The organism is Lancefieldella rimae ATCC 49626 (genome assembly GCF_000174015.1).
GTDB lineage: Bacteria > Actinomycetota > Coriobacteriia > Coriobacteriales > Atopobiaceae > Lancefieldella > Lancefieldella rimae.
Genome location: NZ_ACFE01000002.1, coordinates 237,732 through 263,536 on the forward strand (window position 1 = coordinate 237,732; position 25,805 = coordinate 263,536).

The 25,805-nt window shown below is 51.7% G+C and carries 24 protein-coding genes; 13 read left to right on the forward strand and 11 right to left on the reverse strand.

Annotated features, from left to right (window positions below):
- Positions 1-2 precede the first annotated feature (2 nt).
- The 3 genes from ATORI0001_RS03845 (at position 3) to ATORI0001_RS03855 (ending at position 2,862) form a co-directional block, all read left to right on the forward strand.
- Entirely contained in the window at positions 3-938 is a 936-nt protein-coding gene (locus tag ATORI0001_RS03845; RefSeq protein WP_003149622.1) for an ABC transporter permease, read from the forward strand.
- 1 nt (position 939) lies between these two features.
- Positions 940-1,458, forward strand: a complete 519-nt coding sequence (locus ATORI0001_RS03850; protein WP_003149559.1) for a cytidine deaminase — start codon at positions 940-942, stop codon at positions 1,456-1,458.
- A 78-nt stretch (positions 1,459-1,536) separates the two neighbouring features.
- Positions 1,537-2,862, forward strand: coding sequence for a pyrimidine-nucleoside phosphorylase (locus tag ATORI0001_RS03855; protein ID WP_003149038.1), 1,326 nt, complete (start codon positions 1,537-1,539; stop codon positions 2,860-2,862).
- A 115-nt stretch (positions 2,863-2,977) separates the two neighbouring features.
- Here the strand turns inward: ATORI0001_RS03855 and ATORI0001_RS07840 are convergent, their stop codons facing one another.
- Positions 2,978-3,136, reverse strand: a complete 159-nt coding sequence (locus ATORI0001_RS07840; protein ID WP_003149111.1) for a hypothetical protein — start codon at positions 3,134-3,136, stop codon at positions 2,978-2,980.
- A gap of 235 nt (positions 3,137-3,371) precedes the next feature.
- Between ATORI0001_RS07840 and ATORI0001_RS03860 the strand changes: the two genes are divergently transcribed.
- From ATORI0001_RS03860 to ATORI0001_RS03870, 3 genes are all read left to right on the forward strand, one after another.
- A complete protein-coding gene (locus ATORI0001_RS03860) occupies positions 3,372-5,846 on the forward strand; it encodes a phosphoketolase (protein WP_003149429.1) in 2,475 nt (824 codons plus the stop codon).
- A gap of 600 nt (positions 5,847-6,446) precedes the next feature.
- A complete protein-coding gene (locus tag ATORI0001_RS03865) occupies positions 6,447-7,148 on the forward strand; it encodes a TetR/AcrR family transcriptional regulator (RefSeq protein ID WP_244851837.1) in 702 nt (233 codons plus the stop codon).
- Positions 7,141-11,910 (forward strand): 2-hydroxyacyl-CoA dehydratase, encoded by a 4,770-nt coding sequence (locus tag ATORI0001_RS03870; protein ID WP_003149498.1) that lies wholly within the window; start codon positions 7,141-7,143, stop codon positions 11,908-11,910. The genes ATORI0001_RS03865 and ATORI0001_RS03870 overlap by 8 nt, the downstream gene beginning before the upstream one ends.
- Positions 11,911-11,987: 77 nt before the next feature.
- Here ATORI0001_RS03870 and ATORI0001_RS08055 read toward each other — a convergent pair whose 3' ends face one another.
- From ATORI0001_RS08055 to ATORI0001_RS03900, 8 genes are all read right to left on the reverse strand, one after another.
- Complete coding sequence (locus ATORI0001_RS08055) at positions 11,988-12,146, reverse strand: IS3 family transposase (protein ID WP_081450668.1); 159 nt, start codon at positions 12,144-12,146, stop codon at positions 11,988-11,990.
- The gene (locus tag ATORI0001_RS03875) at positions 12,143-12,571 is read right to left on the reverse strand and encodes a helix-turn-helix domain-containing protein (RefSeq protein WP_003149612.1); all 429 of its coding nucleotides are present in this window, start codon (positions 12,569-12,571) and stop codon (positions 12,143-12,145) included. The genes ATORI0001_RS08055 and ATORI0001_RS03875 overlap by 4 nt, the downstream gene beginning before the upstream one ends.
- Complete coding sequence (locus ATORI0001_RS03880; protein ID WP_003149512.1) at positions 12,568-13,644, reverse strand: acyltransferase family protein; 1,077 nt, start codon at positions 13,642-13,644, stop codon at positions 12,568-12,570. The genes ATORI0001_RS03875 and ATORI0001_RS03880 overlap by 4 nt, the downstream gene beginning before the upstream one ends.
- 291 nt (positions 13,645-13,935) lie before the next feature.
- Positions 13,936-14,286 carry a CDP-alcohol phosphatidyltransferase family protein gene (locus ATORI0001_RS03885; protein WP_050768518.1) on the reverse strand — a complete coding sequence of 117 codons (351 nt, stop codon included), beginning with the start codon at positions 14,284-14,286 and terminating at the stop codon, positions 13,936-13,938.
- 162 nt (positions 14,287-14,448) lie between these two features.
- Positions 14,449-14,724 carry an IS3 family transposase gene (locus ATORI0001_RS08085; protein WP_338043031.1) on the reverse strand — a complete coding sequence of 92 codons (276 nt, stop codon included), beginning with the start codon at positions 14,722-14,724 and terminating at the stop codon, positions 14,449-14,451.
- 66 nt (positions 14,725-14,790) lie between these two features.
- The gene (locus tag ATORI0001_RS07985) at positions 14,791-15,267 is read right to left on the reverse strand and encodes an IS3 family transposase (RefSeq protein ID WP_003149233.1); all 477 of its coding nucleotides are present in this window, start codon (positions 15,265-15,267) and stop codon (positions 14,791-14,793) included.
- A gap of 34 nt (positions 15,268-15,301) precedes the next feature.
- Complete coding sequence (locus ATORI0001_RS08020) at positions 15,302-15,640, reverse strand: helix-turn-helix domain-containing protein (RefSeq protein ID WP_237755896.1); 339 nt, start codon at positions 15,638-15,640, stop codon at positions 15,302-15,304.
- 307 nt (positions 15,641-15,947) lie between these two features.
- The gene (locus tag ATORI0001_RS03900) at positions 15,948-17,042 is read right to left on the reverse strand and encodes a glycerol dehydrogenase (protein ID WP_040324503.1); all 1,095 of its coding nucleotides are present in this window, start codon (positions 17,040-17,042) and stop codon (positions 15,948-15,950) included.
- Positions 17,043-17,254: 212 nt separating this feature from the next.
- Between ATORI0001_RS03900 and ATORI0001_RS08025 the strand changes: the two genes are divergently transcribed.
- From ATORI0001_RS08025 to ATORI0001_RS03925, 7 genes are all read left to right on the forward strand, one after another.
- The gene (locus ATORI0001_RS08025) at positions 17,255-17,581 is read left to right on the forward strand and encodes an MBL fold metallo-hydrolase (protein ID WP_244851838.1); all 327 of its coding nucleotides are present in this window, start codon (positions 17,255-17,257) and stop codon (positions 17,579-17,581) included.
- A 56-nt stretch (positions 17,582-17,637) separates the two neighbouring features.
- A complete protein-coding gene (locus ATORI0001_RS08030) occupies positions 17,638-17,943 on the forward strand; it encodes an MBL fold metallo-hydrolase (RefSeq protein WP_237755897.1) in 306 nt (101 codons plus the stop codon).
- 630 nt (positions 17,944-18,573) lie between these two features.
- Positions 18,574-18,687: a CD1871A family CXXC motif-containing protein gene (locus ATORI0001_RS08065; protein WP_272947309.1), complete on the forward strand. Its 114-nt coding sequence runs from the start codon at positions 18,574-18,576 to the stop codon at positions 18,685-18,687.
- A gap of 8 nt (positions 18,688-18,695) precedes the next feature.
- On the forward strand, positions 18,696-19,727 hold the full coding sequence (locus ATORI0001_RS03910) for a 4Fe-4S binding protein (RefSeq protein ID WP_003149655.1): 1,032 nt from the start codon (positions 18,696-18,698) through the stop codon (positions 19,725-19,727).
- Between the two features lie 91 nt (positions 19,728-19,818).
- Positions 19,819-20,466 (forward strand): TlpA family protein disulfide reductase, encoded by a 648-nt coding sequence (locus tag ATORI0001_RS03915; protein WP_003149276.1) that lies wholly within the window; start codon positions 19,819-19,821, stop codon positions 20,464-20,466.
- 237 nt (positions 20,467-20,703) lie between these two features.
- Positions 20,704-21,393 (forward strand): response regulator transcription factor, encoded by a 690-nt coding sequence (locus ATORI0001_RS03920; RefSeq protein WP_040324556.1) that lies wholly within the window; start codon positions 20,704-20,706, stop codon positions 21,391-21,393.
- Positions 21,377-22,624: a sensor histidine kinase gene (locus ATORI0001_RS03925; protein WP_003149349.1), complete on the forward strand. Its 1,248-nt coding sequence runs from the start codon at positions 21,377-21,379 to the stop codon at positions 22,622-22,624. The genes ATORI0001_RS03920 and ATORI0001_RS03925 overlap by 17 nt, the downstream gene beginning before the upstream one ends.
- Here ATORI0001_RS03925 and ATORI0001_RS03930 read toward each other — a convergent pair.
- Positions 22,621-24,072, reverse strand: a complete 1,452-nt coding sequence (locus tag ATORI0001_RS03930) for a glycoside hydrolase family 32 protein (protein WP_003149630.1) — start codon at positions 24,070-24,072, stop codon at positions 22,621-22,623. The two genes, ATORI0001_RS03925 and ATORI0001_RS03930, sit on opposite strands and share 4 nt — an antisense overlap.
- A 142-nt stretch (positions 24,073-24,214) precedes the next feature.
- Positions 24,215-25,732, reverse strand: a complete 1,518-nt coding sequence (locus ATORI0001_RS03935; protein ID WP_003149564.1) for a glycoside hydrolase family 32 protein — start codon at positions 25,730-25,732, stop codon at positions 24,215-24,217.
- Positions 25,733-25,805 lie beyond the last annotated feature (73 nt).

Genomic DNA, 25,805 nt, shown 5'->3' on the forward strand with positions numbered 1-25,805 from the left:
AGATGGATATGACTGCTTTAATTAAGATCCTCGTGCTGCTGGTTGGCGGCACGCTCATGTACTCTACTCCGCTGGTATTCGGTGCGTTAGGTGGAGTTCTTTCCGAGCGTTCGGGCGTCGTGAACATTGGTATTGAAGGCATGATGAACGTTGGTGCCTTTGCCGGTGTTGCTGGCAGCTACCTTACGGGAAGCCCATGGGTGGGCCTCCTCTGCGCGGGTATTGCCGGTGGCTTGGTTGCCCTGTTGCATGCGATTGCTTCCATTACCTTTAATGCGGACCAGACGGTTTCCGGCGTTGCCATCAACCTGTTGGCTCCCGGTATTGCGCTGTTTGCCTGTGGCCATCTGTTTGAAGGTGCAAAGCAAACGCCGGCCGTAAATACGCTTCCCAAGTTGTTTGGTAACGGTGCCTTTAATGACACGCTCTTCTCGGCCTTGAATGTGGACATTACGGTACTTCTCGCGCTTATTACCTCGGCTGTCGTATGGTTTGTGCTGTACCGTACCAAATGGGGCCTGCGCATTCGTTCCGTTGGCGAGCATCCTCATGCGTCCGAGACGCTTGGCATTGGCGTTCGCCGCACACGCTACGTCTGCGTAATCATCTCTGGTATTCTTGCCGGTTTTGGTGGCGCATCCGTAACGCTGGCAATTATTTCCCAGTACACACAGACGGCCATTTCCGGCCAGGGCTTTATCGCGCTTGCCGCGGTTATCTTTGGTAAGTGGAAGCCGCAGGGAGCTTACGGCGCATGCCTGCTCTTTGGCTTTACGCAGGAGCTGGCTATTCTTCTGGGAGGAGGAGCTACGCCCATTCCGTCCGAGATCATCTCGATGCTTCCGTACATCATTACGATCATCACGCTCATACTCTTTGTGGGCAGGTCGGTAGCTCCAAAGGCTGACGGCGTTCCGTATGTTAAGGGAAGCCGATAAGATGGCTGCTGATTTTACGTTTAACGAGATGCCGGAGGCTCAGGTTCTCGTAGAGCTTGCAGTGAAAGCTCGCGAGAAGGCCTATGTGCCGTATTCTCATTTTGCAGTGGGAGCCGCTCTGCTCTGTGCCGACGGCTCCGTCTACGGTGGTGCAAACCTTGAAAATGCCGCATACACACCGACAAACTGTGCCGAAAGAACCGCGTTTTTCCGAGCCGTTTTTGAGGGCCAGAGGAATTTCTCTGCGATTGCCGTGGTTGGTGGACCTGAAGGACGTCCGGTGAGTGAGTGGTGCACACCGTGCGGTGTGTGCCGCCAGGTAATTCGTGAGTGGTGTGCCCCTGATACGTTCCGGGTGATTTTGGGTCGTGTTGGTTCAAAGCCACGCGAGTTTTTGCTTCGTGAGATTTTGCCCATGGGATTTGGTCCTGAAGATTTAGGAGAAAGCGGTCCTTCGGGTAAGGCGGGTGGCGACTTCGTTGAGCGTGGAGACGCTCCAAGCGGTAAGTGTAACCATTAGCGAATGTAGGTACGAGTGAACGCACCCACTGGTGGACGCAACCACCGGTGGGTGTCGTTAGTAGAAAGGACACATCTTATGCGCATGTATGACGTAATTGAGAAGAAACGTGACGGTGGCGAGCTTACCGATGAAGAGATTGATTTTTTCATCTCCGGGTACGTATCCGGTGAGATTCCCGACTATCAGGCATCCGCGCTGGCAATGGCCATCTTTTATGAGGGTATGACGCCGCGTGAGACCGCCAAGCTTACCATGGCCATGGCCGAGTCGGGCGATATGATGGATCTCTCGGCCATTCCCGGCATCAAAGTCGACAAGCATTCAACCGGCGGTGTTGGCGATAAGACCACGCTGGTCGTTGCTCCGATCGTGGCATCACTTGGTGTAAAAGTTGCCAAGATGAGCGGTCGCGGTTTGGGTCATACGGGCGGAACGCTGGACAAACTTGAGTCCATCCCCGGGCTTTCCGTTGAGATTTCCGAACCTGATTTCTTCAAACAGGTCAGTGAGATCGGTGTTGCGGTAGCCGGACAAACAGGAAATCTGGTACCGGCGGACAAAAAACTGTACGCACTGCGTGACGTAACTGCCACGGTTGACAGTGTCCCCCTCATTGCATCATCCATCATGTCGAAGAAAATTGCCTCAGGTTCAAATTGCATTCTTTTGGATGTTAAATGCGGTTCCGGTGCCTTTATGAAGACGGTGGACTCGGCTGTCGAGCTTGCTCAGGCCATGGTTTCCATCGGCGAGCATGTAGGCCGTACAACTGCCGCTTTGATTACCGGTATGGATCGTCCGCTGGGCAAAAATATTGGCAATGCGTTGGAGGTTGCTGAGGCTGTAGCCACCCTTCGCGGTGAAGGTCCCGAGGATTTGACCGCTGTCTGTGTTGAGCTTGCTGCCAATATGTTGAACCTTGCGGGTAAGGGAAGCGTTGAGGAATGCCGAGACTTGGCCCGTGGCCAGATTGCCAACGGTGAGGGTTTGGCCAAGCTTGCAGACATGGTCGCTGCCCAAGGCGGAGACGCCGCGGTTATCCGGGATACTTCAAAGTTTGATACGGCTCCGTTCCGTCGTGAGGTTTTGGCGGAAGAGTCCGGATACATGAGCGCCATGAATGCTGAGCGCGTGGGCATTGCATCCGTAGCACTTGGTGCCGGCCGTGAGAAAAAGGGCGATCCCATTGATATGGCAGCCGGTATTATCCTTGAGCGCAAGACCGGGGATTATGTCGAGAAGGGAGAAGTGCTTGCAACGCTTCTGACTTCTGACGAGAAGCGCTTGGATGACGGTGAGCGTATTTTCCGCGAAGCGCTTTCGTTTGGACCAGAGCAGCCTTCACTTGAGCCTCTCTTCTTTGCTCGGGTTTCTCGCGACGGTGTGGAGAAGCTGGGATAAATTTTTTATATATGCATGATTCCATGCTGTGAAATTGCATCGATATGAGCGGCATCTCTTACCGGAGGGGTGCCGTTTTTGATGAAAACCCGTTACATTAAGCGGTCAAAAACGGTCAAATTACTTTGGTACGCTCAAAGTGGTTATCGGAGTCAGCCTGTGCCGGCAGCATCTCCTGAGGAAGGAGGTGAAGTCCATGGAAATACTCTTCTTGCTTTTGGAGCTGGCAGCAAAGCTGGCAACTATAGATGATACGACGCAGCTTGGAAAGCAAGCCTTTTCTTCATGAGATTTCGATACATTATAAAAACTGACAGATAGATGCTATATAAAGTATGCGGCAAATGAGACATACCTTCCGGCGTGAGCAAAACTTTGGAATCAAGCAAGAATTCTTGAGAAAACCAAAATTCTCAAAATGATAAAACGTTTTACCACTTACACTGGGAGAAGAACATAAAAGAGGAGCGTTTGTGTTGCGTCATGCAGCACTACGTAAAGGAGGAATAATGGCTCAGCCTGTTATCGGTACACCTTGGCAAAGGCTCAATCAGCCTGTCTCTGAGGATGAACTTTCCGGTGTCGACAAGTACTGGCGCACGGCAAACTATCTTTCCATTGGCCAGATTTATCTACGCAGCAACCCTCTCATGAAGGAAGGATTTAACCGGGAAGACGTCAAGCACCGACTGGTAGGACACTGGGGAACGACACCTGGCTTGAATTTCCTGTTTGGCCACGTTAATCGCTTTATCCACGATCACAATCAGAACACCATTTTTCTTATGGGACCCGGTCATGGCGGACCGGCCGGCACGGCTCAGTCGCTGCTTGATGGCACGTATCGCGAAACCTATCCGTTCATCACCAACGATGAGGCGGGTCTCCAGAAGTTCTTCCGCCGTTTCTCTTATCCCGGCGGCATTCCTTCTCACTACGCCCCCGAAACTCCCGGATCCATCCATGAGGGCGGCGAGCTTGGCTATACGCTGTCTCATGCCTATGGTGCGGTTCTCGACAATCCGTCGCTTTTGGCCGTTGCTGTAGTGGGCGACGGTGAGTCTGAGACAGGACCTCTTGCCACCAGTTGGCAGACGAACAAGTTTATGGATCCGCTTACCGATGGTATTGTGTTGCCGATTCTTCACCTGAACGGTTATAAGATTGCCAATCCAACCATTCTTTCACGCATTTCCGACGGAGAGCGTGACGAGTTCTTCCGCGGTATGGGATATCATCCCTATACCTTTGTTGCCGGGTTCGATAACGAGGATCATGCGTCCATCCATCGCCGTTTTGCCGCACTTTTCGAGGCGGTCTTTGACGAGATTTGCTCCATCAAAAGTCGCGCCGCTGCAGGCGATGCGTCCCGCCCGTACTATCCGATGATCATTTTCCGTACGCCCAAGGGTTGGACGTGTCCGCCTTATATCGATGGCAAGAAGACCGAGGGCTCATGGCGTGCGCACCAGGTGCCTCTGGCGTCTGCCCGTGATACCGAGGCTCACTTCCAGATTCTGCGCGATTGGCTTGAGTCATACAGGCCTGAACAGCTCTTTGACGAGGACGGCGCCATTCGTCCTGAGGTTACGTCCTTCATGCCTGCCGGTGAGCTTCGCCTGGGCGCCAATCCCAACGCCAATGGCGGCCTTCTTCGCCAGTCGCTTGACCTGCCCGATGCTCGCGAGTATGAGATCCCCGTGGGCGAGAAGGGCCACGGCTTTGGAGCTACCGAGGCAACCCGCGTACTTGGTGAGTACACGGCCGATCTTATCAACAAGAACCGCTCTGACTTCCGCATTTTTGGTCCGGACGAGACGGCATCAAACCGCCTGCAGCCCTCTTTCCAAGTGACGGACAAGCAGTGGTTTGGCGGCTTTAACGATGACTTTGAAAATGACGAGCACATTTCGCCTGTAGGCAACGTCATCGAACAGCTTTCCGAGCATCAATGCGAAGGTCTGCTCGAAGGCTACGTGCTGACCGGTCGTTATGGTATCTGGTCCAGCTACGAGTCATTCGTACACATTGTGGACTCCATGATTAACCAGCACGCAAAGTGGCTTGAGGCAACGGTCCGCCATATCCCTTGGCGCAAACCCATCTCAGCCGTCAACGTATTGCTTTCCAGCCACGTGTGGCGACAGGATCACAACGGTTTCTCTCACCAGGATCCGGGCTTTGTCGATGTTTTGCTCAACAAGTGCTACAACAATGACCACGTGGTAAACATCTATTACCCAGCCGACGCCAATCTTCTGTTGGCCGTGGGCGAGAAGGCTTACACCTCCACTAACTGCATCAACGCTATTTTCGCAGGCAAGCAGCCCGCGCCAACATGGGTTACCCTTGATGAGGCGCGAGAAGAACTCAAGCGCGGAGCCGTTGAGTGGAAATGGGCTTCTAATGTATCTGAAGGGGAAGACTACGATATCGTCCTTGCATCCTGCGGCGACGTGCCTACCATGGAGCTCCTTGCAGCCCTTGATATGCTGAGCAAACTGGGCATTAAGGCTCGCTTTGTCAATGTGCTTGAACTTCTCAAGATCCAGAATGCGGAGGAGAACGACCAAGCGCTTTCCGATGAGGAGTTCACCAAGCTCTTCTCGGCAGATAAGCCTGTACTCTTTGCATTCCATGCGTATGCAGGCACCATCCATCGTTTGATTTGGAACCGTCCGAACCACGACAACTTCAAGGTTCACGGATATGAAGAGCAGGGTTCTACGACTACGCCGTATGACATGCTCCGCCTGAACCATATGGATCGCTGGGCGCTGGCAGCCGATGCGCTGCGCATGATTGATGCGGACAAGTGGTCCGAGCAGATTGTTGAGTGGGAACAGTTCCGTACCGACGCATTTAACTTTGCCGTCGAGAAGGGCTACGATCACCCGGCGTTTACCGATTGGGTGTGGCCGGATGCGTCGGATGCCGGCGAATCGCTTTCGGCAACCAAGGCAACGGGCGGCGACAACGAGTAGTGACGGATAGATAAGTAAACCAAAGAATTGCTATAGAAAAATAGCATGCTCCTAAGATGGAACATGCTATTTTTTGATTTTTGTGTGAGATGCTGAGGCTCTTTGATTACTTTAGTGCTGGTAAGACAGTGCTGCCGAAAAAACGCCAAGTTGGATCGTCATAATGGCGCTGCCAAAAATGCGCCAAGTTGGAAATGCCGGAACAGCGCTGCCAAACTTGCAGCAAATTGGGCACGATTAACCATACTTGCAGCAAGTATGGTTAATATATACCAAACTTGCAGTAAGTATGGCAATCCAAGCCATACTTGGCGCATTTCTGGCAGCGCTAGGCAGTATGATTATGCCCGCAAGACCTTCTCGCTTTATTGTCGGATCGTTGAAATTGCGTATCAACGGCTGTCTGCAAATCCGCAGGCAGTTGTTCTGCTTCAAGGCTTTATCCTGTTAAGCGCGAGCAACACGCGAAACATAAAAACTACCTGTTATGCAAGTAGTGTCGGTTTCCGTATGCAATATTTCTCAGAGTGTGCAATAATGCTCACCGTGTGAAATAACGAGTGAAAGGCACGTATGACGCAGTCCAGTATGACGCAGCCCATGGAATTGGAAGTCGTTCGTCCGGCGACGCTCCTGCAGCTTGATCGCCGCTCTCTGCGAACACGACTTGCACTCAGACGCGCGCTTGCGGAAGAGATTGACGCAGTCGGCGATCTTTCTCAAGTAACCGTTACGGCAGTTACCGACCGTGCGGGAGTGACGCGCCGTACGTTCTACTCCCATTTTAAAGATATCCCCAATCTGGTTGACCGGGTTGAACAAGATGCGCTTCAAGAGCTTATGCCCTATCTATCAGCGCTTTCCGAGGTCAATCTTGAGCAACTGAAAGATGCACTTGACTCATATAAGCCCTGTCCCGGCTCTGCCGAGCTTCTCGGCGCCATCCGTAAACGCGGCTTCTACCTGCGGCCGCTTCTTGGCAAAGGTGGTGACCCTGCATTTGCCGAGCGTCTTAAGCGGACGGCTCATGAAGCCATCGCAAAGCGCGCCCTTCACGATTTGAACCCGCGCGCCGTTGGGCCGTTCTTTGACTACTACCTGACTTTTGCCATTTCCGCCGAAGTCGGCGTTTTGGTGCGCTGGCTTGTCAGCGGCATGCATGAAAGCGATGAACAGATGGCTGGCCTTATGACCGCACTCATGTTTGTGGCACCGGGCGATCTTTACGGTAAACCAATCAAGTTGGATATCCCCCGTTTTGCTTTAGCAACGTTGGTTCTTGGAGAGAGTAATAATGAATAACGAGAAGATCGAGCTCATACACAATGGAGCGGAGCTTGCTCCTGCGCAACCTGTTGACCTGACTGATGCCCACCTTATGCTTGGCATTGACGTTGGTTCCACTACCGTCAAACTTTCCATCATTGATGAAAACGGCACGTTGCTCTATGCCAACTACGAGCGCCATCACACTGACGTCCGGGCTACGGCTCGAGAGCTTTTTGAAAAGGCTCAACGTGTTATCGGGGATGCCCCTCTATATGCGGCCATTACCGGATCGGGCGGTATGTTGCTTGCCCAATGGCTTGACCTGGAGTTTGTTCAGGAAGTTATCGCGTCAAAGCGTGCGGTTGAGGCTCTTATCCCCAAGACCGACGTGGCCATTGAGCTTGGCGGCGAGGACGCAAAGATCATCTACTTTGACAACGGCATCGAGCAGCGCATGAATGGTACATGCGCCGGTGGTACCGGTGCATTTATCGACCAGATGGCATCTTTGCTCAAAACCGATGCTACCGGTCTGAACGACCTTGCCAAGGATGCAAAGCAGATTTATCCAATAGCGTCTCGTTGCGGCGTGTTTGCAAAATCCGATGTGCAGCCCCTGTTGAACGAGGGTGCGGCACCCGCCGACGTTGCGGCTTCCATCTTTCAGGCCGTCGCAAACCAGACGGTCTCCGGTCTTGCCTGCGGCCATCCCATCCGCGGATACGTTGCCTTCCTTGGCGGTCCTCTGCAATATCTCTCTGAGCTGCGTCGCCGTTTCTATATTACGCTCAACTTGGACGACGAACATATCATCGTGCCCGAGAACGCCCACCTCTTTGTTGCCACGGGAGCAGCCCTTGCCGGAGAGACCGAGCGCTCAACCACGCTTGCCGAGCTTATCGAAGCCCTCGATAACCTTAAGGGAGCCCAGGGATCGGAGGTTGCCCGTCTTGATCCCCTGTTTGCAACGGAGGCCGATTACCGGACCTTTAAGGAGCGGCACAACAAAGAGGTCGTTCCCAAAGGAGATCTCTCCGGCTACCATGGCCGCGTGTTTATCGGCATAGATGCCGGATCCACCACCATGAAAGCCGCAGTTGTGGGCGAGAAGGGCGAGCTGCTCTATACCTGGTACGACAATAACAACGGCGACATCCTCGGCACTGCCCGCAAGATCATGGACTCCATCTACGACGCCATGCCTAAGGATTGCATCATCGGCCACGTGACTACGACGGGATACGGTGAAGGTATCCTGATTGAAGCACTCCGTGCGGATTCCGGCGAGATTGAGACGGTGGCTCATCTGCGTGGTGCCAAAGCGTTCGTGCCCGACGTTGACTTCATTCTTGACATCGGCGGCCAGGACATGAAGTGTTTGCAGGTAAAAGACGGTGTCATTGAGCATATCATGCTAAATGAAGCCTGCTCGGCGGGATGCGGTTCGTTCATCGCGTCCTTTGCGGATTCCATGAAGATGGACGTTCGAGAATTTGCGCAGGTGGCAACCAAGGCGCACATGCCGGTCGACCTTGGATCGCGCTGTACCGTCTTCATGAATTCCCGTGTCAAGCAGGCGCAAAAAGAAGGGGCGACCATCGGCGACGTGGCTGCCGGCCTTTCCTACTCCGTCATCAAAAACGCCCTGTTCAAAGTTATTAAACTCCGCGATTTCAACGAAATCGGCGATCACTGCATCGTACAGGGCGGCACCTTTATGTCAGACGCAACGCTGCGTGCGTTTGAGCTGCTTACCGGCCGCGACGTCATTCGTCCGGACATTGCCGGCACGATGGGTGCGTACGGCGCAGCGCTTCTCGCCCGCGACCGTGCGGGAGCCACGGGAGTCTCAACGCTTTTGGATAAAGAGGCAATCGACAACCTTGAGGTTAAGCTCACCAATACGCACTGTCGCATCTGCCCCAATAGCTGCCTTTTGACGATCAATGATTTTGGCGGCGGACATCGCTTTATTACTGGCAACCGCTGCGAGAAGGGCGCGGGCAGGAAACGCGGCAAGAAAAACGAAGCTCCCAACCTCTTTGCATTCAAGAACAAGCTGCTCTTTGACCGTGGATCGCTGCCAAAGGAGACGGCTCCGCGCGGCACCGTTGGCATTCCGCGTGCGCTCAACATGTACGAGAATTATCCGTTCTGGCATACGTTCTTCACTCAGCTGGGCTTCTCGGTCATTTTGTCGGACCAGACCACCGCAAAGACGTACGACAAGGGCATTGAGTCCATGCCATCGGAGTCGGCGTGCTATCCGGCCAAGCTTTCCCACGGGCACATCATGAACCTGCTGGAAAAAGACCCCGACTTCATCTGGATGCCCTGTATTCGCTGGGAGCGCAAGGAAGACGAGTCCGCGACCAACCATTACAACTGTCCGATTGTCATGAGTTATCCGCAGGCACTCGGCCTCAATGTGGATGAGCTGTCCGCACCGAACGTCGAATACCTGGCACCTTTTATTCCCTACGACAAGAAGTCCGAGCTTAAGCGCCGCTTGTACGAGCTTATTTCCGAACAGCGCGAGAAGGACGCGGCGGCCGGCAAGGGACGTTTCCGCGGAAATCACATTACGCGCGCCGAAATTGATGCGGCGGTTGACGCAGCATGGCAGGCCGACATCGAATTCAAGGACGCTATGCACCGCGCCGGCGACGAGGCTCTTGCGTGGATTGAAGCGCATGACGCACATGGCATCGTGCTTGCAGGCCGTCCGTACCACAACGATCCCGAGATAAACCATGCCATTCCCGAACTCGTGCACTCGTTTGGGTTTGCCGTGCTTACCGAGGACTCGGTGGCGCACAAAATGTTGCCGGAGCGCCCGATTCGTGTGGTTGACCAGTGGATGTTCCACTCACGTCTGTACCGTGCGGCTCGCTTTGTGGCATCCCGCAACGATCTTGACCTCATCCAGCTCTTCTCCTTCGGTTGCGGTCTTGACGCACTGACGACCGACCAGGTTCAGGAGATTTTGGAGGCTTCCGGCAAGATTTACACCATGCTCAAGGTTGACCAGGTCTCCAATCTTGGCGCGGCGCGTATCCGCATCCGTTCGCTCATGGCTGCCCTGAAAGAGCAGCAAGCAGAACTTGAACGTGCTACAGCCGCGGGAGAGATCGAAGAGGTTGCACCCGTCGGTGTGCGTATGGCCGACGGTTCGCTGGAAAAGCTGCGGGATACGGGTTCTTCTCGCTGGAGTGCCTCCGAGGACACGACCGGCGTTGCCGCTGCCTTTGACGGACGGAGTCGCAGGCGAGTACCGGTGTATCGCGACGCAAAGAGCGCTGCGTATGAGAAGGTGCGCTATACCAAAGAAATGCAGGAGAAAGGCTATACCATTCTGGCTCCGCAGATGGCCCCGATTCACTTTGAGCTGGTGGAGGAGCTGCTCAAGGGCGCGGGATATAACGTGGTGCTGCTGCCTTCGGTTGACCAAGGTGCCGTTGACACGGGTCTGCGCTATGTCAACAATGACATCTGCTATCCGTCAATCTTGGTGACCGGTCAGATCATGGAGGCGGTGCTTTCGGGCACATACGATTTGACGCGTACGGCCGTGCTGATTTCCCAAACGGGCGGCGGCTGCCGAGCAACAAACTACATCGCGCTCATCCGTAAGGCGCTGAAGGACGCCGGCCATCCGGAGGTCCCGGTCATTTCCGTCTCCGCGGCCTCAGGCCTTGACGAAGACAATCCTGGCTTCAGACTTTTCAAACCCGAACTTTTGATTCGCGCCGTGTACAGTCTTTTATATGGCGACCTCATCATGCAGCTTTTGTACCGCGTGCGTCCGTATGAAGCCGTGGCAGGGTCGGCAAACGAGCTTTATGACCAGCTCATGGTTGACGCACGCTCACGCATTTGTACCATTAACCGCAAAGGTTTCTATAAGATGTGCCAGCACACCGTGGACGCCTTTGATGCGCTTCCGCTTACGCATGATCGAGAAAAGCCGCGCGTAGGCGTGGTGGGCGAGATTCTGGTCAAATTTCACCCGACCGCCAACAACGAGCTGGTCAAGGTCATTGAAGCAGAAGGATGCGAGGCCAATGTACCGGGGCTTGTGGACTTTTTCCTGTTTGGCATGACCAACGCCATTAATACGAACAAGGAACTTGGCACCAAGCTTAAGAGTCGCATCTCGCATATGGCCGGCATCAAGCTGGTTCAGGGGCTCCGCGGTCCCATCAATACGATGCTGGAAAAGAGCGACCGCTTTGAGCCGTATCCCGACATCTTTGAGCTGGCCAAGAAGGCTGAGCAGATTCTCTCCCTCTGCAATACCATGGGCGAAGGCTGGCTGCTTACAGCCGAGATGTGCGATCTTATCGATACCGGCACGCCCAATATCGTATGCGCACAACCCTTTGCGTGCCTGCCGAACCACGTGGTCGGTAAGGCCGTTATCAAGCGCCTGCGACAAATGCACCCCGAGAGCAACATCGTGGCCGTTGACTATGACCCCGGCGCATCCGAGGTCAACCAGCTCAACCGCATCAAACTTATGATTTCGGTTGCCAAGGAAAACTACAAAAACGGAATTTCCTCAGGCACCGCTTCCAGTCCTGCCGATTTCAGGCTTGAAAACGAGTTTGATCCGGTGACTCATGAGGCAGCCATGCCGTATACGGGTCGCGACCGCTATGGCATGGATTCAATCGTGAATGAAGGCGCAGATCGCTCGAGTTGTGGAGTCGGCCACGGCGCAGGAGCCATTCATCTTTCCGACGAGCAGCTTGCCGCCATTGAACGTGCCAAAGAAAAGGCAGGGGTAAAGTAAGCGTATTACCTGCGCGGACAGAGACATACGGATGGTTTTGAACTGCGTCCCAAAACTTGGACGAATTTAATAAAGAGCTAGGCCACCAAGGACTGATTTCGGAACTCCTCCGGGGTCAGTCCTTTTAGTTTAACCTGACGCCTTTGTGTGTTCCAGTATGTAACATATGCGTCCAAATCTACTTTGAAAGACTCAAAGTTAGGCCACGTTCTTCCTCGGAAGAACTCATCTCTCATTTCATCTTCATCGCTGAATTCAGCATTTCCAAAATTCCTTTTTCCTTGATCAAAGCAATGCCCTGTTCTTCGTCTCCCAGCACAATAATACTGTCCCCGGGATTAATATCAAATATCTGACGGGCTTTGACAGGGATCACAATCTGCCCCTTATCACCAACCTTGACCATTCCGAAAATGTGCTTTCCTTTTGGCGGAACGCCCAGTCCTAGATTATCTTCATTCTTTTTATCATAGGAAATCAGATCGTCTATGGTGACCCCGAAGACATTCGCAAGGTGTTTGCATTTTTCGATATCCGGAAGAGACTCTCCTGTCTCATATTTTGAGAGGGTCTGGCGGGAAACACCGATCATGTCCGCCAGTTCTTCCTGGGAAAAATCATGGTATTTTCTAAGTTCTACTAAATTCTCGGCAAAGCTCATTTCTTTCTCTCTCCTTGGATTCCCAGAACGCACCAGCGGAGTACCGGAATGCGGCTGATGATTTCATATAATACGATTGCACCTGCAAAACCAGCTGCGGCTGTGAGCAGATAGACTACCAGAGGTGCAAGGTTCGGGAGGTATTTTTTCAAGTAGAAGGCAGTCGCTGCGATCGGCAGGTAATGGAATACATAGAGTCCCCAGGACTTTGAGCTCATCCAGCAACTAAAACTGTTTACAAAATTACCCCATTTCTTCATAAAGGCCAGAACGCCCAAAGTACCTAACCATGCAAAAGCGTTACAGCAGAAGGTATCGAGCACTTCATGGTCCGGGTAGGATTTTCCCCAGTAAAGAGTGGTGAATACAAGCCCTGCAATCAGGCCTGCTGCCGTGAACAGGGTCCAGTGCTCTTCCATTCTCTCCATCACAGATTCGTGAGACATGACAAAATATCCGATGAAGAATCCTGTTCCATAAATGCCAAATCGGTATACGACGATGATTGGTGTATTGAGGACCTGGGCGGCTCCGTATATCAGGAAGGTAAAAAGGAAAAGAAGGATACAGTTTGCCTTTTCACCTAGGCGGTAGAGTCTGTCCTTCTCGATCTTACGGACCCAAAGGAGGGCCAAAATCAGGCACCAGAGCAGCTGAATATACCAGAGTGGGCCAATTCCACTAGCCGCCATGATCAGAAAAAGCACCGGCTTCGGAAGGGCTCCCATCTGATCAAAGGCACCGGCAATCTGCATGTTGTAATATCCCAAGATCCACTGAAATACAACAAGTCCTATTGTGGAAGGTACCAGAAGTTTTCGCGTCCTTGCCTTAAAGAAAATCTTCGTATTCTTCCGCTCCAATTCGAATCGGGCTGCCATCCCTGAAACTACAAAAAGCAGCAGCATGAACCAGGGATATACCAAATACAGGAATGTATCCTGGGGCTGAAAATCCCAGAATGGTCCAATGACAGCGTAATCTGTGACACCGTTATACATGTAAATGACATGATAGATAACAACGAGAACTACTGTGATCCAGCGAACATTATCAAGGTATGTCTTTCTCATATTTGTACCACCTTTGCTAGAATAATTAACATTTCTAAGCCAAGTATAAGTTGGTACATTTCCCTAATCCACCAAGTGGCATTTACATTTTATGAGTACTTTGGTTAAATTTCGTGGCGTAAAATTCAACCATTTCGCACTTAATCATTAACATCAGCCTTTCCGGTCCTGATCCAATGTCCCTCCTGTATCGCAGCAAGGGTTGCTACAACACATGCGAATGCTCCACTATAACGTAGGTCGATTCGTGCAAATGTTAGTGGTAAGAGAAAAAGTATCACACCGGTAATCTTATTCATCACGCTGTGCACTGCGGGATATTTTTTTGTTCACCATGAAACCTAAAATGAAGTTGATTATCTTGATTATCGCTACAACAACGATCCAGATGTAGATCCAAAGTGGAAATCTGATTTCAGGTAAGAATTTTATCAGGCAGACCACTACAAAGATTGTATCTGCCATCATATCTATTTTTGCTCCAAGCTGACTTGTGGTACGGGTTCTTCTTGCGATGAAACCATCTAGAAAATCCGTTATTCCTGTGAGTACGTATACGCAATAAAAAGATGCAGACAAGGTTGGACATAACAGCAGGATTAGACTAGAGACTATTCTGCTTATAGTGATTGCGTTTGCCATTCTGATTACCTAAGTGATTTCTTGTAGAATACGGTATCTTCTGACCGATTGTTCTCGACGTAGCCCAACTTTTTATAAAATGCATTTGTTCTGATGTTAGCCAGAGGGGTATCCAATTTGAACTGCGCCCCAAAACTTGGACGAATTTAATAGAGAGCTAGGTCACCAAGGACTGATTTCAGAACTCCTCCAGGTCAGTCCTTTTAGTTTAACCTGACGCCTTTGTGTATTCCAGTACATAACATATGCGTCCAAATCAGCTTTGAAAGACTCAAAGTTAGGCCACGTTCTTCCTCGGAAGAACTCGTCTTTCATATGGCCAAAGATCTGTTCGGTAGCACCGTTGTCTATGTAGTTACCCTTTCTGGATATGCTCTGGACAACTCCTGCATCCTTCAGTCGCCTATACCATGTGCTGTGTTGATACTGCCAACCCATGTCGCTGTGCAAAATCGGAGTTACGCTTTCAGGTATCTTCGCTAAAAGTTGGTCGAGAAGAGCTATTTACTGAACCATATTTGGGCCCCTCGCCGTGCTCCATGCGACAATTTCTTTGCTTCCAAAGTTATAGACAGGAGCAAAGTATGCCTTGCCCCACGACTGCTTAAACTCCGTGACGTCGGTACCCATCTTCTTCCATGGACTATCGGCAGAAAAGTCGCGTCCTATGACGTTTTCAAAGGTCTTACCGACAACACCTTTATAGGAGCTATAGCGGTGATAGTCTGTCTCACGTCGTATCCTACAGTAAATGCCCATCTCACGCATGATTTTAAGAACAGTTTTGTCGGCGATTCTCACTCCCAACTCAGCGCGCAGACACATGGCTACCTGTCTGCGACCGCAGCCGTTTGTAGTACGCGAGAAGATCTCTGCAACCGCGTAGTGTAGCTCTGGGCGTGTCGGCTTTACTGGGTGCGCCAGTGTGTAGTAGTAGTAGGTAGACCTCGAAAGCCCTGAGCACTCCAGTAGATGGCGCAAGGAGTGCCCCTTGGCCCGCAGAGCGCTTACAGCCTCAGCCTTCGCCCCGGTCAGAGCTCGTCTTTCTCGACCAGGGCACGCAATTTTTTAAGTAGGCTACCTCGGTCTCGAGCCTGCGGCAGCGCTCCTCAAGTTTCTGCTCGCGGGTGCGTTTCTGTGGCTTGGACGTAGAACCTTTGGGCCTTCCTTTTGGCTTTGGCTTGAGTGCCTCTGCGCCACCTGTACGATAGAGCCTGCACCAGCGCTTAAGTGGTCCCAGCGACATAATCTTAAACTTGGCCATCGCCTCAGACTTTGTCATGCCGCCCTCAATGACAGCTCTTGCTGCAGCAACCTTTTGTTCGTAGGTGCAGAGAGCCTGCTTGCCATCCATGGTCAGTAGCACCTCGCTTCCAAACGCGTGGTATATATGGTGCCATTCTTTCACAGTTTGGCGTGGAACAGAAAGAGTACTTGCGACTGCACAAGATCCCATACCGGAAGCGAAGAGCTCAGATGCTTTCTTTCTCACCTCAACACCGTACTTTATCCTACAATCCATACGCATAAGAAAGCCTCCCATTTCTCGTGTCCAAGAAATGGGAGGCAGTTCAATCTGCGGCCCCCCTTCTGTTTCAAGCAAATGTGCTGTTGCAGCACGTTGTTGCGACTTGCCGTTGCGGCGGCGTGCAGCTGGAAGCTTAAGCCTTAAGAGCGCGGCCCATAGCGTCAGCCTGAACAATAGCTGCATAGAGCTCGTCAGGAGTGACATCGCCAGCGAGGTTGTGGATGGTCTCACCAGGAACACAAGCAGCTTCAGCAATCTTCTTAATCTGCTCGTCAGTGGTGATGCCAACCTCCTCGAGGGTAGTTGGCAGACCAACCTCAAGGCAGAAGTCCTGGACTTCATCAAACTCCTCTTGAGGAACGCCCTCAAGAACAAGCTGGACTAGAGTACCAAAAGCAACGCAGTTGCCGTGAGGTGCGCTGTGACCACCAAGGGAGGTGAGGCCGTTGTAGAAGGAGTGAGCTGCTGCGCAGTTAACGTTGTCAGCGCCGACACCGCTCATGTAGACGGTTGCTTCGCAGATAGCCTCGAGAGCTGGGGTTACAACGTTGTTCTCGCAAGCCTTAATTGCCTGTGAACCGTAATCGCGAAGAGTAAGGTAGCACTCCTTAGCAACTGCCATACCAACGCGGGTAATGCCGGTTCCCTCAAGGGAAGGAGACTCGGTGCGGATGGATGCGCGGCCCTCAAAGTAGGTGCCCAGTGCATCACCCATGCCTGCTACCAGGAAGGAAACAGGTGCGTTAGCGATGATCTGGGTGTCGACCATAACCGCATCTGGATTCTGTGGGTAGAAGAGGTACTTGTCAAAAGAACCGTCATCGTTGTAAATAACGGAGAGGCCGGTGCATGGAGCGTCAGTAGCTGCAACGGTAGGAAGAATAACGATGCGCTTGCCAGCGTAGTATGCGGTTGCCTTTGCAGTGTCAACAGCGCTGCCGCCGCCGATTGCGACGACTACGTCGATATTGTCCTCCTCGACAATAGCCTTCATGCGGTTAATCTCGCCGTTAGAAGAAATGCCGCCGAAGATTTCGTAGCGACGGTAATAGTCGCCCTTGCCTTCAAAGCTCTGTTCAATCATGTCGTGAGTTGCTTTGTAGCCGCTGTTAGAGCAGACAAACAGGAAGCGTTTCCCCATATAGCCCATCTCTTTTTCGAACTCGAGACAAGCATTTTTGCCCTGAACATACTTCAGTGGCTCACGCATAGCGCGTAACATTTTCATAGGTTCCCCTCTCCAGATACGTTTAGACCTATGTAATTTACGGTAGCACTTTCAAAAGAACATAACTGTAAGGAAAACAATAAGCATTAACTTTTGAAAAGTTTACGTGAACATCTATTCCTAGGGTGCTAAATGCTATTCTTGTAGTGTTGTGGTCTTTGGAGGGCACATGCTTAGCTCTGTCGAAATCAAACCCGATGTCTACTTTGTAGGTGCCTTGGATTGAAACGCTCGCGAGTTCCACGGCTACGCCGCTGAGCGGGGCATTACCTACAACGCATACTTTATCTTGGACGAGAAGGCACGCCATTGACGCCGCCAAGCGTCCATTCTCCGAGGAGCTGGTTGAGCGCATTAAGAGCATTATCGATTCAGCAAAGATCGACGTTTTAATCTGCAACCACATAGAGATGGACCACTCCGGCAGTGTTCCTCACATTCTGGAGCTTGCACCAAACGCTGAGGTCTACGCAGCGCACCTCAGGGCGTCAAGGAGCTCAAGGCTTTCTATGGCGAGAATATCAACGTCAACGGCGTAAAGACGGGCGATACGTTCAACAGTGGTAAGTACACCCTGACCTTCGTACAGATCCCAATGGCCCACTGGCTAGACAACATGGTTACTTATTCCGACTACGATGAGATTCTCTTCTCCAACGATGCGTTTGGTCAGCATTATGCTCCAAGCACTCGCTTTGAAGACGAGTCAGACTATTGCGAGGTTATGAAGCAGACTCGCAAGTACTATGCAAATATTGTTCTTCCTTACGGCCGTCAGGCTGACTCTGCTGTTACTGCAGTTAAGAGTATTGGTCTGGAGAACATCAATATTATTGCTCCAGTTCATCGGCCTCAAAGAGACTCACATTTCCAACGTTATGTATCACTTCTTGGATTTTAAGTATGTCTGCGTCGGTTCGCCTATGCTGAACTCTAAGTTCTTCCTACTGTTTCTTCATTCCTAACCTATATGATTGGCCTTTCTCCGAAGAACGATCACCGTATTGGCTTTGCGTTTGGCTCTTAGGGCTAGGCTCCACTTGGACCAAAGATAATTCAGACTGAGCTCAAGGCAGCAGAGTTTACCATGCCACTGCCCGTTGGATTCCTTCCGACGAAGATCTAGATGCCGTTTGTGCTCAGGCTAAGGATTTGGTTAAGGTTGGTAAACGGCTGTAAGCATGCGTTGCATGCGGCGCGCGGCTTCAAGCGGTTTCACGGTCCGAGCTAGTCGTGGTGAGTACAGGAGGCAGACGACGCGGCAAGTGTGACGTTGCTGCGAACACAAAGCTGTCTGTGTAGATCGCATGAAATGACAGATTAGACCCTCGTATTCATTTCGGATATGAGGGTTTTTACGTGCACCAGAGGATGTCATTGCGGCTTCTCGCTTTGTATATCAAAGTTTTTTCGGTTACTTAACAATGATTTAACACCCCTTCTGTTGTACTGGTTAACACAGGAGAAGGGAGAGCATATGAAATCAAAACTTGCGTGTGTCAGAAATTGTCGCTTTCGATTTGTGCCAATCATGTTTTTGGTTTTGGGTGGCATATTCGTGGTGTACGGAGCCTCTCGAGGTGAGGTTCAGACCGTTTTCACAAAAGCGGTAAGAATTTGCCTTGAGTGTGTGGGTATTGGGTAGGTGCGCCCGTGAATAAGGTATGTACGGGAGCGCGGGCCCTCGGTAAGCGCGTATGGGGGTTTATCAGTAGAAGAGGGGTTGTACAGGCGTGCGCGGCCTTCCTTACCAACCCTCACATTCCCAATTTTATAAAAGGAACCATCTACACCGGCTCGGCAAAGTCGGTTTGCGTACCAGGACTGAATTGTTATTCCTGCCCCGCGGCAACGGGTGCCTGCCCCATAGGAGCGTTCCAGGCGGTCGTGGGATCCTCAAAGTTTAGCTTTTCGTATTACATTACCGGCATTTTGATTTTGATCGGAACCTTGCTGGGTAGGTTTGTCTGCGGTTTTCTTTGTCCGTTTGGCTGGGTACAGGATTTGCTCAACAAGATTCCGTTTCCTAAGAAGTTCAGCACCAAAAAGCTCAAATGGCTGCGGTATGTGAAATATGGCATTTTGATCGTGATGGTTTGGGCGCTTCCGGCATTGCTGCAAAACGCCGTGGGCATGGGAGATCCTTATTTTTGCAAGTACGTATGCCCGCAAGGCATACTTGAGGGAGCAATTCCTCTCTCGCTTGCGGATTCGAGTATCAAAGCGGCGCTTGGCACACTGTTTACGATGAAGTTCAGTATTTTGGCAACGATCGTGCTTTTAAGCATCATGTTTTATCGTCCGTTCTGCAAGTGGATCTGCCCGCTGGGCGCCTTTTATTCACTGTTCAATCGAATTTCCATCTTGCAGTACCGCGTTGATAAAGACGCCTGCATCAAGTGTGGAAAGTGTGCCCGTACCTGCAAGATGGACGTGGATATTACCAAAAACAACGCTTCGCTTGAATGTATCCGGTGTGGAGAATGCATCAAGGCCTGCCCGGTACACGCAATCGATTCCAAGCTTATGCTGATCAATCGCGAGATTGCAAAGTCAGAAAAGGTCGCAAAGGCAAAGACTACGGCGGGCACGAAGGTTGCAGCGGGCACGAAGGCCGCAACGAACGCGAAGACTGCGGCGGATACGACGGCAAAGACCACAGCGAAGGTCGTGCGACACAAGTAAAGATATGAGCCGTCCGGGTGGTCGGAAATCATATAGGAAGTACTACAAATACGTAGGACATGGAGAAGAGAACGTTAGAAAGGAATTTAGTATGAAGAAGTTTGCGATGAAACCTTTGGTGTATGTGTTGGGAGTGCTTATGGTATTTGCCCTGGCTGGCTGTAATGCAAATGCCAAAAAGGACTCGGGAGCGGCTCCGTCAGCTTCAACTTCCGAGCAGCAGCAAACCAGCTCGTCCGACGTCCCACCCGAGGCAGCGTCTAAGATGCACCTGAAAGGCGGAGACACGTTCCCCACGTTTAAGGCAACCGACATTTCTTCCGGAGCAACGTACGACAACGAGACCTTCAAGAAGAATAAGGTTACCGTCTTGTCGTTCTGGTTCAACGGTTGCGCCGGCTGCATAAAGGAAATGCCCATGCTCCAGGAGCTTGCCGATAAGTACAAGGATAAGGGCGTGAACGTTTTAGGCGTAAATGCCGAGGCAGCGTATACCGACGATGCCAAGAAGGAAGCTCAGAATATCCTCACGAAGCAGGGCGTAACATATGGCAATGTCGCTCTTGATCCCAAGAGCGAGGGAGGCAAAGTCATTGAGGGTCTGACGGCATTCCCCACAACAATGGTTATCGACCAGAACGGTAAGCTCGTAGGTGATCCCATTACCGGCGGTGCTGAAAAGCTCGATGGCAGCGAGCTGCAGAAGCGTGTTGAGCAGGCACTCGCTCAGAGTAAGTAACCATGAAACGTGTGTCGTATTGCGACTCGGAATGCCTGCGACACACTCTGTAATCGGTTAGTATGTGGAAGGCTTTGATTGCGCCTGAGTCGGGAACCTGAAAATTCTCGGCTCACGGCGCAATCTTAAAAGCTCCTAAGAGTTTGGGATGATTTGTCAGCCGCGGCATGGTTGAGCCGTCCGTGGTATGGCTGCGGCAAAGCTGCGGCACAAATAATGCGTGCGTGGAGGGAAGATTTGAAGATCCTTGTGGTAGAAGACGAGCGTGAACTCCTTACGTCCATTGGAGAAGGACTTGAGATCGACGGCTATTACGTTGATCTTATCGACAACGGAACGGAAGCGCTTGAAATGGCCCAGATTGAGCAGTACGACCTTATTTTGCTCGATCTCAATCTTCCGGGCGTTGATGGCTTGGATCTTCTGCGCACACTTCGCCGGGAGCATTCGGAAACGAAGGTGCTTATCCTTTCCGCCCGCTCGTCGGTGGCTGACCGTATTGTTGGTTTGGATGCGGGAGCCGATGACTATCTTGTAAAGCCGTTTGCGTTTGGTGAGCTTGAAGCACGTATTCGCAATCTTTTGCGGCGCGAATACACGCACGGAGAGACGTCTCTCGTATCGGGAGAACTCCGACTGGACACGGCATCTCGACAAGTTTTTGCCAAGGATTCCGAGGTCAATCTGACCAAAAAAGAAACGGCAATACTTGAATATCTCATGCGACGCGCAGGCACCGTGGTAAGCAGTGAAGAGTTGCTGTCACACGCATGGGACAGCAACGTAGACCCCTTCAGCAATTCTGTGCGAGTTCATATTTTTTCTGTAAGAAAAAAATTGCGAGAAGTACTTGGGTATGACCCAATTTCTAACAAGGTAGGAGAGGGCTATTACCTCAAGGAGGACAGTGATGATAAAGATGAGTGAGAAGGTTATGAAACCACTGCGGTCGGTTCGGGGACAACTGACGCTTCTGATGGTGGCCCTTCTCGGCTGTTGCTGTGTTATTTTAACGTGGCTTGTATATCGTTCGACAGCGCAGTTGCTTGAAGTTGCGGCGGCAAACTCACTGAGGCAAGGAGGACTCTCCATTGTCTTGGACGTGGCCGGCATTGAGCGCTCAATCTTGTCTGATGCTTTGGTCATTTTGGTTTTCGTAATCATTGCGGGGAGCTGCGCCGCTTACCTTTTGGCGGGTCATTACACTAAGCCGATCAAGCAACTTTCCTCTCATATGCGTGAGCTTGCTCCGGACAGCCTTTCTCGCCCCATTGAGGTCGAGAGCGGTGGCGAAGAGATCCAAGAGCTGGTTAAGTCGTTTAATCAAATGACCGGCCAGTTGAGTGAAGCATTTGCAATGCAGAGTCGTTTTTCGGTGAGCGCGGCTCATGAGCTGAGAACGCCGCTTGCGGTGCTTCGCACGAGGCTTGACGTATTCAAGAAGAAAGAGCGTGAGCAGAAAGAATATGACGAGCTTGTGCAAACGATGGAAACGTATGTGGATCGGCTTTCTTCTCTTATTTCCAATCTTTTGGAGCTTACCGAGACGGGAGAGCTGCCGGAAGTCGAAGACGTTTCGCTTGATTCGGTAATCAAAACGGTAGTGAAGGATCTTGAGCCGGTCGCCCATGAGCATGAGGTTAAAATCCATACTGATATAGAGCCGCTCACCGTGCGAGGAAACGGCAGTCTTTTATATCGTGCCCTTTACAACCTGGTGGAAAATGCCATTCGCTATAACGAAAAAGAAGGATCGATAACCATTGACCTGAAAAACCAGGATATGGCAGGCATGGTAAAAATTGCGGATACGGGGGTAGGCATTGCTCCCGAGGCACGAGAGCTTATATTTGAGCCGTTCTATCGGGTAAATAAGTCCCGCTCACGGGAGTTTGGTGGCGCAGGTATCGGTCTTTCTCTTGTGAAAGCCATTTTGAAACGGCATGGCGCTTTCATTGCGATAGATGCGAATGAGCCGCAAGGATCGGTGTTTACCATTACGTTCCCGAAGGACGGTTCTGCCGATGGAGAGAAGTCCGTGGGCGCAGAGGAAACACCCGTGGACGTGGAGGATGTATCCGCGGAAGTTGCAGAGAATCCGTCTGCGGAAGTTGCGGAATCTGCGGAGACAGACGAGCAGTCCGTTGAGCAAAACTAGGGTTCAAGCGGGTAGACGGAAGCGCTCGATACATCAAAGTTTGAACGAATTCGTAGCTTGTTCTCTACGGGGAACCAACGGGTAGAAAAGACTTCCATGCCGTCATTGGCGTAGACTTCAACGCAGCTTGCATCAACAACAATACGAATATTGCGCAGGGTTTCAAGGCGGATAAATCGTTCGCTTCTGCCGGCTGCTGCCTCTTTTCCTGCGGCGGTATCGGCAAAATGAATGCCAAACGTTCCGTGTTCAAAAGAGACGGCAAGTACTTCATTGAGCATAAGGCGACCTGCGGTTGTACGGATATCCGTAAGCTCAATGTCAGCGAGAAGTTCGTTTAATTCAAGAGTGGTGTCGTTTTGGAGAGGCAGGGCTGCTTTCCGGCGTTCTTTCAGTTCTCGGACGGGAACCTGGTGCAGCGTGCCCTTCTTGTCCGCATAAATCTCACGAGGGAGTGTCATAACATGGCAGCGATCCATACCTTCAGGAGCGCTTGTGTAGCTCGCATCAAATGTGCCCATCCAGCCAATGGAGATGGTGCGGCCGCGTCCATCCTCAAAGATCTGAGGCGCATAAAAATCAAAGCCGCAGTCCCATTCGGTAAAGCTGTCAACGTTGACAGCTGTGGCATCGATGATCTTCTCGCCTTGTGGAAGAGGGAAGTATCCCGCCTGCCACATGTTATGCCAGCGGAATGTTTTTGAAGGAAGACCCTGGGGACACACCGCGAGAAATTCATAGCCGCCCAAACGGCAAAGATTGGGACATTCCCACATGTATCCAAAGGGGTGTGGGTTTCCTTTTGCGTCCACGGGTCGGATGGTGGTGCGCAGTTTCCAGCTTTCTCCGGAGTCGTTAGAGTCGTACACCAAAACACAACCAAAGTCGCCGCGCTCATCAATGTTTGGCGTGTCATTTACTCCGCGCTCACGGGCGCCCAGCAACATGTGAAGGGCACCGTCCTGTTCCCAGACCTTGGGATCTCTGACGTGTAAGGTGCAGGTTTGGGGATAGTCGCTATTGCGCAAGAGGACCTTTTTTTCGGAGAAATGTACGCCGTCTTCGCTGGTGACCATAATTTCGTTGGCTTCTCTGCCTTCGTCGATTCGCTCGTCTATCGTGGTGTCGACGACATTACCCGTATAGAAGACCCGCATGAGATCTTCGCCGTCAGAAGATGCGCCGTGGTCAATCCATGCCGAGCCGGAGAACACACCGTTTTGGTCCTCATTAATATCAGGGGAGAGCGCAATGCCTTGATCGCTCCAGTGTAAGAGATCCTTACTGGTGCAGTGTCCCCAGTGTTTGAGTTCGTCTTTGGGCCATTCGGGAGCGTATTGGTAGAAGGCATGGTAGAAGCCATTGAACTCGCAAAGACCGTTGGGGTCATTGAGCCAACCGTTGCGAGGTTGAAGATGCAGGCGCGGGTTCCAAAACGATGTGGACATCATGCTCCTTTGATGGTGACGGTATGCCGAACACAGCATATTAGCGAATATTGCACCGCATGTAATGCGCATATAATTTTTGCACAAAAGTGCCACGACACACCCTGTGTATCGTGGCACTTCTCGCTTACAAATCTAAAAATCAACAATTTTTGAACTGATAGCCGCCCATTTCATATCCGCCGTGGTGTGCCGAGAAGGTCGACGTTACATGGAGGGTGTCAATATCCATGGGGAACCAGCGGGTGGTGAGAGTGACTTCTCCGCCATTAACAAACAGCTCGACGACGGACGTGTCAACCATGAGACGGATGTCTTCGATCTTTCCCGCCGAAAGCGCTGAGAGCGGAAGGCGTCGCAGCGTGCGGAAACGACCTGCAGGTCCTAAAAACACGAGCTCAGCCGTATCTCCATGTACGACGAACTCAAGATCCGCGTTCAGCAGGAGGCGACCTTCGCCTTGAATGTTTTCGATACGAACGTCGCAGGTTCCGCCGGCAAATGAAGCGCCGCAGGCACCGTCCATCGTAAACATGTCGTAGCTGGAAGAGCCCACAAAGCCGGAGGCTCCATGCGCGGCTTCCGCGGTAAAGGAGACGGCTTTGCCATGGAGTGCATCCATCTCTTCCACGGGCCATTGGCATACGCGACCGGCCTCGTTGAGCGAAAGTACACGCGGCATAGTGACGGTGTGAGCCCATTCACGTGTGGGAACGTCATACTGAAATTCAATGTCAGGTACGCCAACCCAGCCGATCAGCAATGAGCGTCCTTTTTCATCCGTAAAGACTTGCGGCGCGTAGAAATCAAAGCCATAGTCAAGTTCAATGAAGGTACGCTCATCAATGCAGCGATACGGGGACTTTGCATCCATGAGGCTCTTGTCGCCCGCCATAAGGTCAATGAGCTTTCCTTCGAGGGCAAAGTATCCTGAGTTGTGGATGTTTTGGAAACGCAGATCCTCTTTTGATTTGCCTTGCGGGCAGACAAAAAGGAATTCGCGTCCGTCAAGCTGAACTAAATTCGGGCACTCCCACATATAGCCAAAGGCCTCTTTGGAGAGAGACGTGCAGCTGCCTTCCATCGTCCACGCATGACCATCGTCGGAGCGGTACAGCAACACGCAGCCGTGGTCATCCATGGTGCGGGCACCCAAGAGCATGTGGAGCGCACCGTCTTGTTCCCAGACTTTGGGATCGCGGACGTGGTTTGAACAGTAGGCGGGATAGCCGGCATTGCCAAGCACCAGCTCCTTTGGGCCAAAGTTCAGACCGTCTTCGGTGACGGTGAGGGTTTCGTTGGCACGACGGCCGGAATAATCGTAGTCGTGGTCGCCTTCCTCAAGGAAGTTGCCCGTGTAGTAGCACCACATTTTGCCGCCTTTGATAAGCGCGCTGCCGGAGTATGATCCGTTCGCATCAAGCTCGCAATCAGGCATAATGGCGCCACCGCGGAATGTCCAGGTAATGAGATCGGGACTTGTCCAGTGTCCCCAGCCGTGACCGCGTTTGGGCCAGCGGGGGACATACTGATGAAAGACGTGGTAGAGACCCTTAAAATAGCAGAGTCCGTTTGGATCGGTTATATTGCCGTTTGGTGCTTGCAGGTGATATTTCAAGCGCCAATTATGCTTTGCGTCAAGGTTAATGAGCATTGCCATACCGACATCTCTCTTTTCTCTACAAGAAAAAGGTTTTAGGAAAGAACGCTTTAAACAGCTTTCTGGCAGAACA

What these genes read in the sequence shown, in the direction of transcription:
- ATORI0001_RS08020 (WP_237755896.1), bottom strand. Translation starts at nt 15,640, where the DNA reads ATGGATGGCAAGCAGGCTCTCTGCACCTACGAACAAAAGGTTGCTGCA.
- ATORI0001_RS03845 (WP_003149622.1), top strand. Translation starts at nt 3, where the DNA reads ATGGATATGACTGCTTTAATTAAGATCCTCGTGCTGCTGGTTGGCGGC.
- ATORI0001_RS03900 (WP_040324503.1), bottom strand. Translation starts at nt 17,042, where the DNA reads ATGAAAATGTTACGCGCTATGCGTGAGCCACTGAAGTATGTTCAGGGC.
- ATORI0001_RS08065 (WP_272947309.1), top strand. Translation starts at nt 18,574, where the DNA reads ATGTTTTTGGTTTTGGGTGGCATATTCGTGGTGTACGGAGCCTCTCGA.
- ATORI0001_RS03865 (WP_244851837.1), top strand. Translation starts at nt 6,447, where the DNA reads ATGGAATTGGAAGTCGTTCGTCCGGCGACGCTCCTGCAGCTTGATCGC.
- ATORI0001_RS03925 (WP_003149349.1), top strand. Translation starts at nt 21,377, where the DNA reads ATGATAAAGATGAGTGAGAAGGTTATGAAACCACTGCGGTCGGTTCGG.
- ATORI0001_RS03915 (WP_003149276.1), top strand. Translation starts at nt 19,819, where the DNA reads ATGAAGAAGTTTGCGATGAAACCTTTGGTGTATGTGTTGGGAGTGCTT.
- ATORI0001_RS03935 (WP_003149564.1), bottom strand. Translation starts at nt 25,732, where the DNA reads ATGGCAATGCTCATTAACCTTGACGCAAAGCATAATTGGCGCTTGAAA.
- ATORI0001_RS03860 (WP_003149429.1), top strand. Translation starts at nt 3,372, where the DNA reads ATGGCTCAGCCTGTTATCGGTACACCTTGGCAAAGGCTCAATCAGCCT.
- ATORI0001_RS08085 (WP_338043031.1), bottom strand. Translation starts at nt 14,724, where the DNA reads ATGGGTTGGCAGTATCAACACAGCACATGGTATAGGCGACTGAAGGAT.
- ATORI0001_RS03880 (WP_003149512.1), bottom strand. Translation starts at nt 13,644, where the DNA reads ATGAGAAAGACATACCTTGATAATGTTCGCTGGATCACAGTAGTTCTC.
- ATORI0001_RS08030 (WP_237755897.1), top strand. Translation starts at nt 17,638, where the DNA reads ATGGCCCACTGGCTAGACAACATGGTTACTTATTCCGACTACGATGAG.
- ATORI0001_RS03885 (WP_050768518.1), bottom strand. Translation starts at nt 14,286, where the DNA reads ATGGCAAACGCAATCACTATAAGCAGAATAGTCTCTAGTCTAATCCTG.
- ATORI0001_RS03855 (WP_003149038.1), top strand. Translation starts at nt 1,537, where the DNA reads ATGCGCATGTATGACGTAATTGAGAAGAAACGTGACGGTGGCGAGCTT.
- ATORI0001_RS03870 (WP_003149498.1), top strand. Translation starts at nt 7,141, where the DNA reads ATGAATAACGAGAAGATCGAGCTCATACACAATGGAGCGGAGCTTGCT.
- ATORI0001_RS03875 (WP_003149612.1), bottom strand. Translation starts at nt 12,571, where the DNA reads ATGAGCTTTGCCGAGAATTTAGTAGAACTTAGAAAATACCATGATTTT.
- ATORI0001_RS03850 (WP_003149559.1), top strand. Translation starts at nt 940, where the DNA reads ATGGCTGCTGATTTTACGTTTAACGAGATGCCGGAGGCTCAGGTTCTC.
- ATORI0001_RS08055 (WP_081450668.1), bottom strand. Translation starts at nt 12,146, where the DNA reads ATGAGAGATGAGTTCTTCCGAGGAAGAACGTGGCCTAACTTTGAGTCT.
- ATORI0001_RS03930 (WP_003149630.1), bottom strand. Translation starts at nt 24,072, where the DNA reads ATGTCCACATCGTTTTGGAACCCGCGCCTGCATCTTCAACCTCGCAAC.